Annotated in this window: 16 protein-coding genes and 1 pseudogene; 6 read left to right on the top strand and 11 right to left on the bottom strand. The window is 71.7% G+C overall.

Translation table 11 applies throughout. From position 1 onward, the window contains the following. Positions 1 to 61 precede the first annotated feature (61 nt). Genes I6A60_RS23340 through I6A60_RS23305 form a run of 8 tightly spaced genes read right to left on the bottom strand, consistent with a single transcriptional unit; the run spans position 62 to position 6783 of the window. Positions 62 to 517, bottom strand: a complete 456-nt coding sequence (locus tag I6A60_RS23340; RefSeq protein WP_203022199.1) for a metal-sulfur cluster assembly factor — start codon at positions 515 to 517, stop codon at positions 62 to 64. Next, the gene (sufU, locus tag I6A60_RS23335) at positions 514 to 1014 is read right to left on the bottom strand and encodes a Fe-S cluster assembly sulfur transfer protein SufU (RefSeq protein ID WP_203022200.1); all 501 of its coding nucleotides are present in this window, start codon (positions 1012 to 1014) and stop codon (positions 514 to 516) included. Before sufU ends, I6A60_RS23340 begins: the two co-directional genes overlap by 4 nt. Beyond that, positions 1011 to 2327: a cysteine desulfurase gene (locus I6A60_RS23330; protein WP_203022201.1), complete on the bottom strand. Its 1317-nt coding sequence runs from the start codon at positions 2325 to 2327 to the stop codon at positions 1011 to 1013. The genes sufU and I6A60_RS23330 overlap by 4 nt, the downstream gene beginning before the upstream one ends. Then, complete coding sequence (gene sufC, locus I6A60_RS23325; protein ID WP_203022202.1) at positions 2324 to 3091, bottom strand: Fe-S cluster assembly ATPase SufC; 768 nt, start codon at positions 3089 to 3091, stop codon at positions 2324 to 2326. Before sufC ends, I6A60_RS23330 begins: the two co-directional genes overlap by 4 nt. Before the next feature lie 11 nt (positions 3092 to 3102). Further along, positions 3103 to 3444: a non-heme iron oxygenase ferredoxin subunit gene (locus I6A60_RS23320; protein ID WP_013425960.1), complete on the bottom strand. Its 342-nt coding sequence runs from the start codon at positions 3442 to 3444 to the stop codon at positions 3103 to 3105. Next, entirely contained in the window at positions 3441 to 4601 is a 1161-nt protein-coding gene (sufD, locus tag I6A60_RS23315) for a Fe-S cluster assembly protein SufD (RefSeq protein WP_203022203.1), read from the bottom strand. The genes I6A60_RS23320 and sufD overlap by 4 nt, the downstream gene beginning before the upstream one ends. Next, positions 4601 to 6013, bottom strand: a complete 1413-nt coding sequence (sufB, locus tag I6A60_RS23310; RefSeq protein ID WP_203022204.1) for a Fe-S cluster assembly protein SufB — start codon at positions 6011 to 6013, stop codon at positions 4601 to 4603. The genes sufD and sufB overlap by 1 nt, the downstream gene beginning before the upstream one ends. Continuing rightward, a complete protein-coding gene (locus I6A60_RS23305) occupies positions 6013 to 6783 on the bottom strand; it encodes a helix-turn-helix transcriptional regulator (protein ID WP_374113435.1) in 771 nt (256 codons plus the stop codon). Before I6A60_RS23305 ends, sufB begins: the two co-directional genes overlap by 1 nt. 198 nt (positions 6784 to 6981) lie before the next feature. Between I6A60_RS23305 and I6A60_RS23300 the strand changes: the two are divergent. The 5 genes and pseudogenes from I6A60_RS23300 to I6A60_RS23280 all read left to right on the top strand — a co-directional run. After that, positions 6982 to 7932 (top strand): annotated as a pseudogene (locus tag I6A60_RS23300) (FGGY family carbohydrate kinase); the annotation flags it as partial. Positions 7933 to 8006: 74 nt separating this feature from the next. Beyond that, the gene (locus tag I6A60_RS23295; protein WP_203022206.1) at positions 8007 to 8609 is read left to right on the top strand and encodes a helix-turn-helix domain-containing protein; all 603 of its coding nucleotides are present in this window, start codon (positions 8007 to 8009) and stop codon (positions 8607 to 8609) included. A 25-nt stretch (positions 8610 to 8634) separates the two neighbouring features. Continuing rightward, positions 8635 to 9558: an ABC transporter ATP-binding protein gene (locus I6A60_RS23290; protein WP_203022207.1), complete on the top strand. Its 924-nt coding sequence runs from the start codon at positions 8635 to 8637 to the stop codon at positions 9556 to 9558. Continuing rightward, the gene (locus tag I6A60_RS23285) at positions 9555 to 10367 is read left to right on the top strand and encodes an ABC transporter permease (protein ID WP_203022208.1); all 813 of its coding nucleotides are present in this window, start codon (positions 9555 to 9557) and stop codon (positions 10365 to 10367) included. Before I6A60_RS23290 ends, I6A60_RS23285 begins: the two co-directional genes overlap by 4 nt. A 110-nt stretch (positions 10368 to 10477) precedes the next feature. Continuing rightward, positions 10478 to 11485: a heme A synthase gene (locus tag I6A60_RS23280; RefSeq protein WP_203022222.1), complete on the top strand. Its 1008-nt coding sequence runs from the start codon at positions 10478 to 10480 to the stop codon at positions 11483 to 11485. An 87-nt stretch (positions 11486 to 11572) separates the two neighbouring features. Here the strand turns inward: I6A60_RS23280 and I6A60_RS23275 are convergent, their stop codons facing one another. The 3 genes from I6A60_RS23275 to I6A60_RS23265 all read right to left on the bottom strand — a co-directional run bounded on the left by I6A60_RS23275 (position 11573) and on the right by I6A60_RS23265 (position 13362). Next, the gene (locus I6A60_RS23275) at positions 11573 to 11905 is read right to left on the bottom strand and encodes a type II toxin-antitoxin system PemK/MazF family toxin (protein ID WP_203022209.1); all 333 of its coding nucleotides are present in this window, start codon (positions 11903 to 11905) and stop codon (positions 11573 to 11575) included. A 2-nt stretch (positions 11906 to 11907) separates the two neighbouring features. Continuing rightward, positions 11908 to 12186, bottom strand: a complete 279-nt coding sequence (locus tag I6A60_RS23270; protein WP_203022210.1) for a hypothetical protein — start codon at positions 12184 to 12186, stop codon at positions 11908 to 11910. Between the two features lie 306 nt (positions 12187 to 12492). Beyond that, positions 12493 to 13362 carry a heme o synthase gene (locus tag I6A60_RS23265; protein WP_203022223.1) on the bottom strand — a complete coding sequence of 290 codons (870 nt, stop codon included), beginning with the start codon at positions 13360 to 13362 and terminating at the stop codon, positions 12493 to 12495. 843 nt (positions 13363 to 14205) lie between these two features. Between I6A60_RS23265 and tal the strand changes: the two genes are divergently transcribed. Then, the gene (gene tal, locus I6A60_RS23260) at positions 14206 to 15309 is read left to right on the top strand and encodes a transaldolase (RefSeq protein WP_203022211.1); all 1104 of its coding nucleotides are present in this window, start codon (positions 14206 to 14208) and stop codon (positions 15307 to 15309) included. The last annotated feature ends 144 nt before the right edge of the window (positions 15310 to 15453 follow it).

Raw genomic sequence — 15453 nt, 5'->3', positions numbered from 1 at the left:
CGGCCCTGACAACGGCGATGGCCCAGCCGGATCGACTGGGCCATCCGCGAGTGGAGCGCGATCAGACGTTGAAGCCGAGGGCGCGCAGCTGCTCGCGGCCGTCCTCGGTGATCTTGTCGGGGCCCCACGGGGGGAGCCAGACCCAGTTGAGGACGAGGTCGGTGACCAGGCCGTCGGGGCCGTCGACGAGCGCGCTGCGGGCCTGGTCCTCGATCACGTCGGTGAGCGGGCAGGCCGCGGACGTCAGCGTCATGTCGATCGTCGCCACGTTCGCGTCCGAGACGTCGATGCCGTAGACGAGGCCGAGGTCGACGACGTTGATGCCGAGCTCGGGGTCGACGACGTCACGCATCGCCTCCTCGATGTCCTCGATCGCGGCCTTGTCCACCGGCGGCGTGGCGATCCGCTGCTGCTCAACAGGCTCGCTGTACGTCGCGGAAGACGTGACGCTCTCGGGCAGGGCCGCGTCCTCGCCCAGGCCCGCCTCGATCGTGTCGGTCTGGATGCTGTCGGTCATGCCTGCTTCTCCTGCTCGGGAACGGCGGTGCCGGGCATGGGGGTCGCCACGGGCGGCGTCGGGCCATCCACGACCTGGGAGGTCGCGTCCTTCCAGGCCATCCAGCTCAGCAGCGCGCATTTCACCCGGGCGGGGTATTTCGACACACCGGCGAAGGCGACCGCGTCCTCCAGGACGTCCTCATCCGGTTCGAGCGTCCCGCGGGACTGCATGAGCGTCAGGAACTCTCGCTCGAGCGCCAGGGCGTCCTCGACGCTCTTACCGATCACCAGCTCGGCCATCACGCTCGCCGAGGCCTGGCTGATCGAACAGCCCTCGCCCTCGTACGAGACGTCCGCGACCTGGTCATCGACGATCTTCACCCGCAGCGTCACCTCGTCACCACAGGTCGGGTTGACGTGGTGCACCTCGGCGTCGAACGGCTCACGCAGCCCGCGGTGGAGCGGGTGGCGGTAGTGGTCCAGGATGATCTCCTGGTACATGGAGTCCAGCTTCACGCTTCGAAGAACCTCCTTACCCCCGCAAGACCTTCCACCAGCGCGTCGATCTCGCCGGTGGTCGTGTAGAGGGCGAACGACGCCCGCGTGGTCGCGGGAACGCCGTAGCGCAGGCACACCGGGCGGGCGCAGTGGTGGCCGACGCGCACGGCGATGCCCTGCTCGTCGAGGACCTGGCCGACGTCGTGCGGGTGGATCGCCCGCCCGTCCTTGCCGGCCAGCAGGAACGAGATCGCCGCGCCGCGCTCGACGGCCGTCGTCGGGCCGATGATCCGCAGCCCCGGCACCTCGGCGAGCGCGCCCAGGGCGTACGACGTCAGCGCGTGCTCGTGCGCGGCCACGGCGGCCATCCCACCGGGAAGCCCGGTCAGGTAGTCGACGGCCGCGCCGAGCCCGACCGCCTGGGCGATCATCGGCGTGCCGGCCTCGAACCGGTGCGGCGGGACGGCGTAGGTCGTCTCCTCCATCGTGACCAGCTCGATCATCTCGCCGCCACCGAGGAACGGCGGCATGATCTCGAGCAGCTCGTGGCGGCCCCAGAGCACGCCGACGCCGGTCGGCCCGCACATCTTGTGCCCGGTGAAGGCGAGGAAGTCGACACCGAGCGCGGTCACGTCGACCGGCAGGTGCGGGACGGACTGGGAGGCGTCGAGCACGGTCAGCGCGCCGACCTCGCGGGCCCGGGCGACGATCGCCGCGACCGGGTTGACCGTCCCGAGGATGTTCGACTGGTGGACGAACGAGACCACCCTGGTCCTGGGGTTGACGATCTCGTCGAGGTTCGACAGGTCGAGCCGGCCGTCGTCGGTGAGGCCGAGCCAGCGCAGGGTCGCGCCGGTCCGCCGGCAGAGCATCTGCCAGGGCACCAGGTTCGAGTGATGCTCCATCTCGGTGACGACGACCTCGTCGCCGGGCCGCAGCAGGAACCGCTCGGCCTCCGGGCCGCTCGCCGCCGCGTTGCTGAACGCGTAGGCGACCAGGTTCAGCGCCTCGGACGAGTTCTTGGTGAAGACGACCTCGTGGCGGTCCGGCGCCCCGATGAAGGCCGCGACCTTGTCGCGGGCGGCCTCGTAGAGCGCGGTCGCCTCCTCGGCGAGCACGTGGATGCCGCGGTGCACGTTGGCGTTGTGCAGCTCGTAGTAGTCGCGCTCGGCGTCGAGCACCGCGCGCGGCTTCTGCGAGGTGGCCGCGTTGTCCAGGTAGACGAGCGGCTTGTCGCCGTGCAGGACCCGCTCCAGGATCGGGAAGTCCTTGCGGACCAGCTCGACGTCGTAGCTGACACCGTCGTAGCCCGCGCGGTCAAAGCTGCTCATGCGGCCTCACCGATCTTCACGTACTTGTCGTAGCCGGAGTCCTCCAGCGTCGCCGCGAGCTCGGGGCCACCCTCGTCGACGATCCGGCCGCCGGCCATGACGTGGACGAACTCGGGCCGCACGTAGCGCAGGATCCGGGTGTAGTGGGTGATCAGCAGCGTGCCGGTCTCGCCGGTCTCGCGGACCGCGTTGATGCCGCCGGAGACCAGCCGCAGCGCGTCGACGTCGAGGCCGGAGTCGGTCTCGTCGAGAATCGCGATCTTCGGCTTGAGCAGCATCATCTGCAGGATCTCGTGGCGCTTCTTCTCGCCGCCGGAGAAGCCCTCGTTGACGCTGCGCTCGGCGAACGCCTGGTCCATCTCCAGCACGCCCATCGTCTCCTTGACCTCCTTGACCCACAGCCGCAGCTTCGGGGCCTCACCCCGGACCGCGGTCGCGGAGGTGCGCAGGAAGTTGGAGACGGAGACACCGGGGACCTCGACGGGGTACTGCATGGCCAGGAAGATGCCGGCCCGGGCGCGCGCGTCGACGCTCATCGTGAGCACGTCCACGCCGTCCAGTGTGATCGTCCCCTCGGTCACCTTGTACTTCGGGTGGCCGGCGATCGAGTAGGACAGCGTCGACTTGCCGGAGCCGTTCGGCCCCATGATCGCGTGTGTCTCGCCCTTGCGGACGGTCAGGTCGACGCCCCGCAGGATCTCGCGCGGGCCCTCCCCGTCGGTCTCCACCGAGACGTGCAGGTTGCGGATCTCCAAGGTCGACACCGGTCAGGTCCTCACTTCTGCTCGGCTGCGGCGAGGTCTACGTAGACGTCGCCGCTCTCGATGGTCACGGGGTAGGTCGGCACCGGGTCGATGGCCGGCAGACAGGTCGGCTTGCCGCTCTCCAGGTCGAACTGGGAGCCGTGCAGCCAACACTCGATCTTGCCGTCCTCGACCTCGCCGTCCGAGAGCCGGACGTCCTGGTGCGAGCACTCGTCCCGCAGCGCGTACACGTTCCCGCCGGTCAGCGCGACGCACACCGGCGTCGGCTCGTCCTGCCCCGGCACGTCCAGCTCGACGCCCAGCGCCGAGCCTTCTCCCAGCTCCGCCAGTGCGCAGACCCGTTGGAGGGTCATGCACCCACCCCCGCGAGCTCAGCGTCCACGGCGGCGGTCACCCGCTCACGCAGCGACTCGACGCCGACGCGGTCGAGCACCTCGCCGAAGAAGCCGCGCACGACCAGTCGCCGGGCCTCATCGGCCGGGATGCCCCGGGCCATCAGGTAGAACAGCGCCTCGTCGTCGAACCGGCCGGTCGCGCTGGCGTGGCCGGCGCCGGTGACCTCACCGGTCAGGATCTCCAGGTTCGGCACCGAGTCGGCCCGCGCCCCGTCGGTCAGGACGAGGTTGCGGTTGATCTCGTAGGTGTCGGTGCCGACCGCGTCCGCGCCGATGAGCACGTCGCCGATCCACACCGAGTGCGCGTCCGCGCCCTGCAGCGCGCCCTTGTAGGTGACGCGGCTGCGGCAGTTGCGTTCCTGGTGGGTGACCAGCAGGCGGTGCTCCTGGTGCTGGCCGGCGTCGGTGAAGAACAGGCCGGACAGCTCCGCGTCCCCGCCGGGGCCGCGGTAGTCGACGGTCGGGCACAGCCGCACCAGCTGGCCGCCCAGCGTGATGTGGGTGGCCCGCAGCCGGGCGTCGCGCCCGACCGAGAACGCGTGCGCGCCGGCGTGCACCGCGTCGTCGTCCCAGTCCTGCAGGGAGACGAACGTGACGTTCGCGCCGTGGCCGACGTAGACCTCGACGTTGCCCGCGTACTTCGCCGTGCCGGTGTGGTCGAGGACCACGGTGGCCCGGGCGAACGGGCCGACCTCGACGGCCAGGTGGCTGTAACAGACCCCGCCGTCGCCGCGCAGCCGCAGCAGGATCGGCTCGTCGAGCTCGGCCTCGGCCGGGACCGTGACCACGAGCGCCCCGCCGGCCCGGACCGTCGCGAACGCGGCGACCCGGTCGACCGGGGTCAGCACCCGGCCGACCCGCGGGTCATCGGTGCCGACGTTCTCGACCTCGACACCGTCCGGCGCCGAGACGGCGACGTCGACCTTGCCGTCGGGCTCCTGGCCGGCGATCAGCGCCTTGAGCGGGCGCAGCGGGGTGAACCGCCAGGCCTCCTCGCGGCCGGTCGGAGCCGGGTGCGCCTCCGGGTCACGGGAGCGGACCGGAGCGGACGGAGCCGGGACCATCGGCGGGCGCCCCGACCCGTCGACGCGCGCCCGCGCTTCACTCACGGCCATCAGCCGACCGACCCTTCCATCTGCAGCTCGATCAGGCGGTTGAGCTCCAGGGCGTACTCCATCGGCAGCTCACGGGCGATCGGCTCGACGAAGCCACGCACGATCATCGCCATCGCCTCGTCCTCGGCCATGCCCCGGCTCATCAGGTAGAAGAGCTGGTCCTCGCCGACCTTGGAGACGGAGGCCTCGTGGCCGATCGACGCGTCGTCCTCGCGGACGTCGACGTACGGGTACGTGTCCGACCGGCTGACCGTGTCGACGAGCAGCGCGTCGCACTTCACCGTCGACTTCGACTGGTTGGCGCCCTCGTGGATCTGGACGAGGCCGCGGTAGGAGGTCCGGCCGCCGCCGCGGGCCACCGACTTGGAGATGATCTGCGACGACGTGCGCGGCGCGGCGTGCACCATCTTGGCGCCCGCGTCCTGGTGCTGGCCCGGGCCGGCGAACGCGATCGAGAGCACCTCGCCGCGGGCGCGCTCACCGAGCAGCCACACCGCCGGGTACTTCATCGTCACCTTGGAGCCGATGTTGCCGTCGATCCACTCCATCGTGCCGCCCTCCTGGCAGGCGGCCCGCTTGGTGACGAGGTTGTAGACGTTGTTCGACCAGTTCTGGATGGTCGTGTACCGGCAGCGCGCGTTCTTCTTGACGATGATCTCGACGACGGCGGAGTGCAGCGAGTCCGACGAGTAGACCGGCGCGGTGCAGCCCTCGACGTAGTGCACGTAGGCACCCTCGTCGACGATGATCAGCGTGCGCTCGAACTGGCCCATGTTCTCGGTGTTGATCCGGAAGTAGGCCTGCAGCGGGATCTCGACGTGCACGCCCTTCGGCACGTAAATGAACGAGCCGCCCGACCAGACGGCGGTGTTCAGCGCGGCGAACTTGTTGTCGCCGACCGGGATCACGGAGCCGAAGTACTCCTTGAAGATCTCCGGGTGCTCGCGCAGGCCGCTGTCGGTGTCGAGGAAGATGACGCCCTGCTCCTCGAGGTCCTCACGAATCTTGTGGTAGACGACCTCGGACTCGTACTGGGCCGCGACACCGGAGATGAGGCGTTGCTTCTCCGCCTCGGGGATGCCGAGCTTGTCGTACGTGTCCTTGATGTCCGCCGGCAGGTCGTCCCAGCTCTCCGCCTGCTTCTCGGTGGAGCGGACGAAGTACTTGATGTTGTCGAAGTGGATGCCGGAGAGGTCGGCACCCCAGGTCGGCATCGGCTTGCGCTCGAAGAGCTTCAGGCCCTTCATCCGCAGGTCGGTCATCCACGACGGCTCGGACTTCTTGGCCGAGATGCCGCGCACGACCGCCTCGGAAAGTCCGCGCTCGACGTCGTCGGCATACGCGTCGGCGTCGGCCCAGCCGAACTTGTACGAGCCCAGGCCCTCAAGGGCGGTCTCGGCAGAGGTCGTCATTATGTGATCCTCACGGGCACCGTTGTGTTGTCCGCCGGCGCCGAGCCCTCGGTGTCGGCGGCGGGCTTGCCAGGAACGTGCGTCGTGCAGACACCGTCGCCGTGCGCGATGGTGGCGAGCCGCTGAACGTGCGTGTGCAGTAACCGCGACAGCGCCGCCGTCTCCGCCTCGCACAGCGCGGGGAACCGCTCGGCCACATGCTGCACCGGGCAGTGGTGCTGGCAGATCTGAGTCCCGCTGGGCACCTCGGAGACGCTCGCCGTGTAACCCGCGGCGGTCATCGCGGCGGCCAGGGCCGACAGGCGCCGGTCCTCCGGCACCCCCTCGACCGCGCCGGCCAGCCGCAGCTCCAGCTCCCGGCCACGGCTCTCGGCGAACCGGCCGACGGCGTCGGGGCCGCCCACCTCGTCGAGGAAGCGCAGCGCTCCCGCCGCCAGGTCCGAGTAGGCGGTCGGCCCGGCCTCCTCGTGGCCGGCGTCCGTCAGCGCGTAGTGCCGTGCCGGACGCCCCCGGCCGCGCGGGCCGCGGACGTGCACGGTGGTCGGGGTGAGGATGCCGTCGGCGACCATGGCGTCCAGGTGCCGGCGGATCGCGGCCGACGAGAGGTCGAGCCGGTGGGCCAGCTCGGCGGCCGTGGAGGGTCCCGCCTCCAGCAGGATGCGCACGACCCGGTCGCGGGTGCGGCCGTCGGCGGTCCCGACAGTCGTTCCCGCAGCCGTACCCGAAAGCAGCCCACCAGGGAGCGGCTCACGATCGTGCGCGGATTTCACAACACCAGTGTGCCCTATTTCCCTGGCCCCGTCGAACCCGGCGCCCCGCACCCTCGCCGTTGACGCATACCCGACATTCCCGGTCCCGAACGGTCCGTTGCGACCGGAGCGACGCGAACCGGGCGACAGCCAGCTCAGGCGAACACCGGCGCGGAGCGTCCGAATCCCAGGCGCCGCAGGGCCCGATAGCATCCGACGATGCCCGAGCCCGTGGTGGTGGCCGTCGATCAGGGAACCACTGGCACGACCGTATGCGTCCTGGACCAGTCCGCGCACGTCGTGGGCCGGGCGCAGACCGAGGTGACCGTCACGTACCCGCGGCCCGGCTGGGTCGAGCAGGACCCGGAGCAGCTGTGGGGCGGGGTCGTGGCGACCGTGTCCGCCGCGCTGGGCGCCGCCGGGCGCACCCCGGCCGACATCGCCGCCGTCGGCATCACCAACCAGCGGGAGACGACGGTCGTCTGGGACCGGCGCACAGGCCGGCCGGTCGCCCCGGCGATCGTCTGGCAGGACCGGCGCACGTCGAGCGCCTGCGAGCGGCTCGCCGCCGCCGGCCACGGCCCCGAGGTCGCCGAGCGCACCGGACTGGTGCTGGATCCCTACTTCTCCGGCACGAAGATCGCCTGGCTGCTGGCGGACGACCCCGAGCTGGCCCGGCGCGCCGGGCGAGGCGAGCTGGCGTTCGGCACGGTCGACACGTGGCTGATCTGGCGGCTCACCGGCGGCCGGACCCACGTGACCGACGTCACCAACGCCTCCCGCACCCTGCTGCTCGACCTGGCCGACGCCAGCTGGTCCGCGCCGATGGCCGAGCTGCTCGGCGTGCCGATGGAGCTGCTGGCCGAGGTCCGGCCCAGTTCCGAGGTCTACGCCGAGACCGACCCGGCGACGTTCCTGGGCGTCTCGGTGCCGGTCGCGGCGGCGGTCGGCGACCAGCAGGCCGCGCTGTTCGCGCAGGCCTGCTTCGCGCCGGGCCAGGCCAAGAACACCTACGGGACCGGCTCGTTCGTCCTGCTGAACACCGGCCCGACGCCGCCGCCGCCCCGGCGGGACGGCGCCCTGCTGCGCACGGTCGCGTTCCAGCTGGCCGGCGAGCCGGTCCACTACGCGCTGGAGGGGGCGGTCCTCGCGACCGGCTCGGCCGTGCAGCGGAGCCGATCCCTGACACGCTGTGACGGGGGCCAGCTGGAGCTCCCGCTTCCCCTGACCCTCGGACGGAGATCGTGTCTGACACTGACTACGCCGTCGAGCTCGGCCGTCGCCTGCGCGCGGTCCGCAACCGGCGTGGCATGTCGTTGCTGGATGTACAGGAGATCACCGCCGGCCGCTGGACCGCCGGCACGCTCGGCGCCTACGAGCGGGGCAGCCGCGTCATGCGGGTGCACCGGCTGGTGGAGCTGGCCGAGCTCTACGACGTGCCGGCGACGCTGCTGGTCCCGCCGACGACCGACCGGCGGGACGTCGACAGCCTGCCACCCCTGGTCATCGACCTGCGCCGGCTGCGCAAGCTGCCGCCCACCCGGACCGGGCCGCTGCGGCGCTGGATCGCGATCGTGCAGGTGCTGCGCTCGGACAGCTCACGCGACGTGCTGCGGCTTCGGCGCTCCGACCTGACGTCGTTGTCACGGCTGTACTCCACGACACCGGAGCTCCTCTACGAACGCCTCGGCGCCTGGGGCGCGCTCGTCGAGCCCGGCCCCGACTCGACCTCCGGCGCCGGTGCCCCCGGTGGCGCACGCCGCCGCCCGGCCGTCGGCCTCGACCGCCGCCGCCTCGGCGCCCCCGCGCCCACCTCCGTCCCACCCCGCCTCGGCCCACGCCGCTGACCAAGCCGTACGTAGGATCGGGCGCGTGGCGGAGATCCTGGCGGTCGAGGTCGTCGACCTCCTGAAGACGTACGGGCCGACCCGCGCGGTGGACGGGCTTTCGTTCGGCGTCCCGGTGGGCACCGTGACCGCGCTGCTCGGGCCGAACGGCGCAGGCAAGACGACGACCGTGGAGATCTGCGAGGGTTTCCGGCGCGGCGACGGCGGCCAGGTCCGGGTGCTCGGCGCCGACCCGGCCGACCAGAAGCTGCGCCCCCGCGTCGGCGTGATGCTCCAGTCCGGCGGCATGTACCCGGGGGCGCGCGCCGACGAGATGCTCCGGCTGGTGGCCGCGCACCACGCCAACCCGCTGGACCCTGCCACGCTGCTGGCCCGGGTCGGCCTGACCGGTGCCGCGGCGCGCACCCCGTTCCGCCGCCTGTCCGGCGGCCAGAAGCAGCTGCTGTCACTCGCGATGGCCGTCGTCGGCCGGCCCGAGCTGGTGTTCCTTGACGAGCCGACGGCCGGGCTGGACGTCCGCGCCCGGCACGAGACGTGGGACCTCGTCGAGGAGCTGCGCGCAGCCGGCGTCACCGTGCTGCTCACGACCCACGCGATGGACGAGGCGGAGCGACTCGCCGACCAGGTCGTCATCGTCAACCGCGGCAAGGTCGTCGCCGCCGGCACACCGGCCGAGCTGACCCGCGGCGGGGCCGACGGAGAGCTGCGCTTCCGCGCCCCCGTCGGCCTTGACCTCGACCAGCTGCTCGCCGCGCTGCCGACCGGGACGCAGGCCGCCGAGCGGGCCGGCGGGCACTACGTGGTGCGCGGCACCGTCGACCCGGCCTTCCTGGCCGCCGTGACGGCCTGGTGCGCCGGCAACGGCGTCCTGCCCAACGACCTGCGGGTCGAGCAGCGCAGCCTGGAGGACGTCTTCGTGGATCTCACCGGCTCGGAGCTGGCGTCATGACCGCCACCCCTGACGCGGCCGCGGGGCTGGCGCCGCTGGACTTCCGCCCGGCGCCCGGAGCAGGCCGCCCGTCCCGGATGCTCGGGGCGCAGACCCGGATGGAGCTGAGCCTGAACCTGCGGCACGGCGAGTCCGTACTGCTCACCCTGATCATCCCGATCGGGCTGCTGCTGTTCTTCAGCGCGGTCGACGTGCTGCCCTCCGACGGCCAGAAGTCGGTCGACTTCCTCGTGCCGGGGGTGCTCGCGCTGGCGGTGATGTCGGCGGCCTTCACCGGGCAGGCCATCGCGACCGGGTTCGAGCGCCGGTACGGGGTGCTCAAGCGCCTCGGCGCGACGCCACTGCCGCGCTGGGTGCTGCTCACCGGCAAGACGCTGGCGGTGCTGGCGATCGAGGTCGTCCAGGCCCTGCTGCTGGTCGGCGCCGGGCTGGCGCTCGGCTGGCACCCGCACCTGCCCGGGACGGCCGCCGGCATCGGCTGGCTGGCCGTGCTGCTGGTGCTGGGCACGACGGCGTTCTCGGGCCTCGGCCTGCTGATGGCCGGCACGCTGCGCGCCGAGGCGACGCTGGCGGCGGCCAACGGCGTCTACCTGCTGCTGCTGCTGATCGGCGGGGTGGTCTTCCCGCTGTCGAAGCTGCCGGGCTGGCTGCGTGTCGTCGCCGAGGGGCTGCCGACGGCCGCCCTGTCGAACGGCCTGCGCGACGTGCTCGCCAATGCCGCGGCTCCCGGGGTCGGCCCGGTCCTCGTGCTGGCCTGCTGGGCGGTCGGGTCGGTGGCGCTGGCCGCGCGGACCTTCCGCTGGGAGTAGGCCGGACACCGGGCCGTCGGACCGTGGGCCGGACCCAACGTACGATGGCCCGGGAGGTCGTCTTCTACAAACCGTCGAAGCGACCGAGAGCCGAGCACCCGGAGGCCCAGGTGGCGCAGATCGAGGCCCCGCCGGCACAGGCCGAGGCCGTGACGGACCGGCCTGGCGAACCCGCCGGGCCTTCCGGCGTCACGACCCGTTCGCCGCGGCGGCTGCCGACCGTCAGCCCGCGGGCGTTCCAGCTCCTCACCCTCGTCGGTCTGGTGTTTCTCGGGCTGATCGTGGTGACCGGCGGGCTGGTCCGGCTGACCGGGTCCGGGCTCGGCTGCCCGACCTGGCCGCAGTGCGGCGACGGTTCCTGGGTCCCGCGCAGCCAGTACGCGACCCACGGCATCGTCGAGTTCTCCAACCGCATGGTCACCATCGTGATGAGCATGATCATGCTGGTCACGCCGGTCGCCGCGCTGCGGCTGGCCGACCGGCGGGCGCGGCGCGACCTGGTCTGGCTGTCGTTCGGCCTGTGGGCCGGGTTCGTCGCCCAGGTCGTGCTGGGCGGGATCACGGTGCTCACCGACCTGCACCCGGCGACCGTGGCCGCGCACTTCCTGCTGTCGATGGTGCTGCTGGTCAACGGCGCAGTGCTCTACCGCCGGGCCGGGCAGGGCCCTGGGCCGGTCACCGTCTCGGTCCGCCGCGAGCTGCTCTGGCTGGCCCGCGTCACGGTCGTCGCCGCGTTCGCGGTGCTCGTGCTCGGAACGGTCGTCACGGGCACCGGCCCGCACGGCGGCGACGCCACCCATGCCCGCCGGTTCGGCTTCGACATCGTCACCGTCGCCCAGCTGCACGCCGACGGCGCGATGCTGCTGACCGGCCTGAGCGTGGCGCTGCTGTTCGCCGTCCGGCTCGGGAAGGCGTCCCGCGAGGCCCGCCGCTGGGCCGACGCCCTGGCCGCGACGATCGTCGCCCAGGCCGCGATCGGCTTCACCCAGTACTTCCTCGGCATCCCCGCCGGCCTGGTCGCCCTCCACGTTGCCGGCGCGACCGCCATGTGGATCGCCGCCCTATGCCTCTGGCTGGCCCTGCCCGATCGTCCAGCGCGGGCCGAAACAGCGCACTAGCGGGTCTACCGCGTTCGTCCTGGCGGTCGCGCCTTCGTGGTCGCCCGCGACCACACGGCACGACAAAGACGACTTGCTCGCTTGTCTTCAGACGCTTCCGATCCAGGACGTCAGCTGGTCGGCCACGTCAGTCACGGTTACACCCGAGGCTGTACTGATCATTTTTCCGAACCGCTCGGTCGAGACGATGCGGGCACCCTCGCACATGGCCCAACTGGCGCGGCTCAGGCCGCCGTCGTCTCGCACCGAGATGTGATGCGGGAAGCCACGCTCACGGGTGGTCAGCGGGACGACCATCGCCTGGCGGATCGGCAGCGCGTTGAAACGGTCGGTGGAGATGACCAGGCACGGGCGGGTTCCCCGCTGCTCATTGGCGACCGTCGGATCCAGCGACACAAGCCAGATGTCACCGCGGCGCACGCTCAACTGTTGTACTCCGGCCACTCCGACGCAGCCGCCGTGTCCATGCCGGCCGTTCCAGCGTCCCATTCATGAAGCTCGGCAAGATACTCACGCCAGGCGCGTGGGTCCTCGCGCTGCATCTGGGCGTAGGCGTCCTCGATCGCGGACCACCGCACCTCGGACTCCAGACGCCGCGACTCGGTCTCCAGCAGCGCCGCCATGGTGGTCCCGCGCGCCCGCGCGACGGCCGCCAGGCGGTCGCGTACGACGCTCTCGACCTTGATCGTGGTAACGCTCATGGTCATTAGCATACCCAGCAGGCATACCTTCCGGTATACGCGGCCTCTCGTCGGGGGTCGCGGCCCGATCAGCGGGCCGACCGCCGACGCGATCCAATGAGGCCTTTGCCCGCTACTGTCTACTCCGACGCTATACTACCCGACAGTGTCGGAGTGACCAGGGCGGCGACGGGTGATCGCCGTTTTGGCCCTCGCGTGGTCGTAGAACAGCGGCAACTACAGCCACCCGAGGGCTGAAACGGCGATCAGTCCCCGGAGCCGGACGAGGCCCGTGGCCGGACCGCGACCGGGCCGACGATCTGGCCGTCAGACCAGCGGGCTGACAGCCACCGCGATGAAGAGCAGCGTCAGGTAGGTGATGCTGTAGTGGAAGAGGCGCATCGGGCGGATCTCGGCGCCCTTGGCGATCTGGTGGGTCATCCGGTGGGCCTCGAACAGGAACCAGGCGCCGGTGACAACCGCCGTGCCGAGGTAGACGTAGCCCGCGTCCGCGACCGGGTAGAGCACCAGCGACGTCGCGACCATCACGTACGAGTAGATCAGGATCTTGCGTCCGACCTCGCGTAGCGGCGCGACGACCGGAAGCATCGGCACGCCCGCTGCGGCGTAGTCGTCCTTGAACTTGATCGCCAGCGCCCAGAAGTGCGGCGGGGTCCAGAAGAACACGACCCCGAACAGCACGACCGCGCCCCAGCCGACCGTGCCGGTCACGGCGGACCAGCCGATCAGCACCGGGAAGCAGCCCGCGGCGCCACCGATGACGATGTTCGAGGACGTCCGGCGCTTCAGACCGAGCGTGTAGACGAACACGTAGAACGCGATCGCGCCGTCGGCGAGCAGAGCGGACGGCCAGTTGACCAGCAGGCCGAACAGCAGCGTCGCGACGATGCCGAGCACGATGCCAAAGCGCAGCGCCTCGACCGGCGTGACGGTGGCCTTCACCAGCGGGCGGCGCTTGGTGCGGGCCATGATCTCGTCGATGTCGCGGTCGACGTAGCAGTTGATCGTGTTCGCGCTGCCCGCGGCGAGGGTGCCGGCCACGAGCGTGATCAGGATCAGCCAGAGCGACGGCAGGCCGCGCTTGGCGAGGATCATCACGGGGACGGTCGTGATCAGCAGCAGCTCGATGATGCGCGGCTTGGTCAGCGCGATGTACGCGCGCGTCTTCGCCAGCACGGCGTCGAGGCGGCCACCGGCCCCGGCCGGCTCCGTGTCGGGGCCGGCGTCGACCTGGCCGGCGTCGAACGTGGCGGGGTCGAGAACGCCGTCGGCCAGGGGCACGGAGGCGTCGGGCAGGACTGTCGCGGTGGCGAGGGTCTGGGTGACCGCGACCGCGCTGGAGACGTGATCCGCCTGGCCGCCCGCGGCGGTCAGCTGGCGGGCGCCGGGGACCGTGGCCGCGCGCTGGCGCGGAGCGGTCTGGCGGCGGCGCAGGACTGCCAGGGTGGACAGGGCGACCTCACGTTCAGCCCCGGGAAGAGGGGCGGCACCGTTGCGCCCGCCGGGGCGGGCCGGGGGTTCTACGTCGTGTCGGAGTCTAACCGCCCTTGGCGGGCACGGGCGCGGCGACCACCGGCGGCGCAACGCGAGAGACCCGGCGAAACCCCGGAGGCACTCGGCAAAACCCCTGCCGAACCGGGTCCGGCCCCCCGATCGGGCCGAAACGGCATGACCGAGGTCCCATTCGTGTTAGGACCGTGCGGCAGCGGCCCGCCTGCCGTGAGACTTCCCCACAGGTCGCGCGGTCGACGGACAGCCGCGTCGCCAGTTGTTCACGTGGCCACCCTGTTCACCTCCGCGACCGGGGTGGGCACACTAAGCCAAGGCAGGTCCGTCCGCGGCGGCCAGCACCAAGGTCGCGCCACCGTGGGATGACCCCATCCATCACCGGGTAGGGAGGCGCTGAGTGCCCGGCCCGCACCCTGCCACCGACGTCCTGGCCCGCGCCTGGCCCTGGACGCCTGGGCTGGTGCCTGGCCGTCGGGCAGCACAGCGTCTCCGCGGAGAGGAAACACGACCATGACCAACCCGCTCTCCGACCTCTCCGCCGCGGGAGTGGCGGTCTGGCTGGACGACATCAGCCGCGACCGGCTGAGTTCCGGCAACCTCGCCGAGCTGGCGAGGACCCACAGCGTCGTCGGCGTCACCACGAACCCGACGATCTTCCAGAAGGCGATCACGTCGAGCAAGGCGTACGCCGAGCAGCTGCACGACCTCTCGATCCGCGGCGTCGACGTCGGCGAGGCGATCCGCCTGATCACCACCGCCGACGTCCGGGTCGCCTGTGACGTGCTACGCCCGGCCTACGACGCCTCGGACGGCACCGACGGGCGGGTCTCGATCGAGGTCGACCCGCGGCTGGCCCACGAGACCGACAAGACCCTGGCCGAGGCCCGCTCGCTGTGGTGGATGGTCGACCGGCCGAACCTTTTCATCAAGATCCCGGCGACCCTGGAGGGCCTGCCGGCCATCACCGCCACCCTGGCCGCGGGGATCAGCGTCAACGTCACGCTGATCTTCGGTCTGGAGCGCTACGAGGCGGTGATGGACGCCTACATGACCGGCCTCGAGCAGGCCCTCGCGAACGGCCACGACGTCTCCCGGCTGGAGTCGGTCGCGTCGTTCTTCGTCAGCCGGGTCGACTCCGAGGTCGACAAGCGGCTGGAGAAGATCGACACCCCGGCCGCCCAGACGCTCAGGGCGAAGGCCGCCATCGCGAACGCGCGGCTGGCCTACGAGCGCTACGAGAAGGCGTTCGGGACCGAGCGCTGGGCGGCGCTGGCCGCGCGCGGCGCGAAGCCGCAGCGGCCGCTGTGGGCCTCGACGTCGACGAAGGACCCGTCGCTGCCGGACACGCTCTACGTCCACGAGCTGATCGCCCCCGGCACGGTGAACACCATGCCGGAGGCGACCCTGCTGGCCTTCGGTGACCACGGCGAGGTGCCCGGCGAGACGATCCGGCCGAACTACGGCGACGCCCGCGCCGTGTTCGCGGCGCTCGAAAACGTCGGCGTCGACCTGGACGACGTGGTGGAGGTCCTCGAGCAGGAGGGTGTGACGAAGTTCGAGGACTCCTGGAACCAGCTGCTCGACGCGGTCCGCGGGCAGCTCGGAGCACACTGACCGCGCGTCGCCCCGCCCGGCCGCCCCGGCCGCCCGGGTGGGGCGGGCGCGCCGCCCCCGCGGGGGGGGGGGGGGGGGGTGGCCCCGCCCGCCGACGACCGCGATGATCGAGGAGGTCGTGCCCTCCAGGACCTCACCGTCCAC

Origin of the sequence: Frankia sp. AgB1.9 (assembly GCF_016786355.1) — a bacterium.
Taxonomy (GTDB): domain Bacteria; phylum Actinomycetota; class Actinomycetes; order Frankiales; family Frankiaceae; genus Pseudofrankia.
The sequence above is the reverse complement of the archived record's forward strand: the minus strand, read 5'-3'. Positions and strand labels throughout refer to the sequence as shown.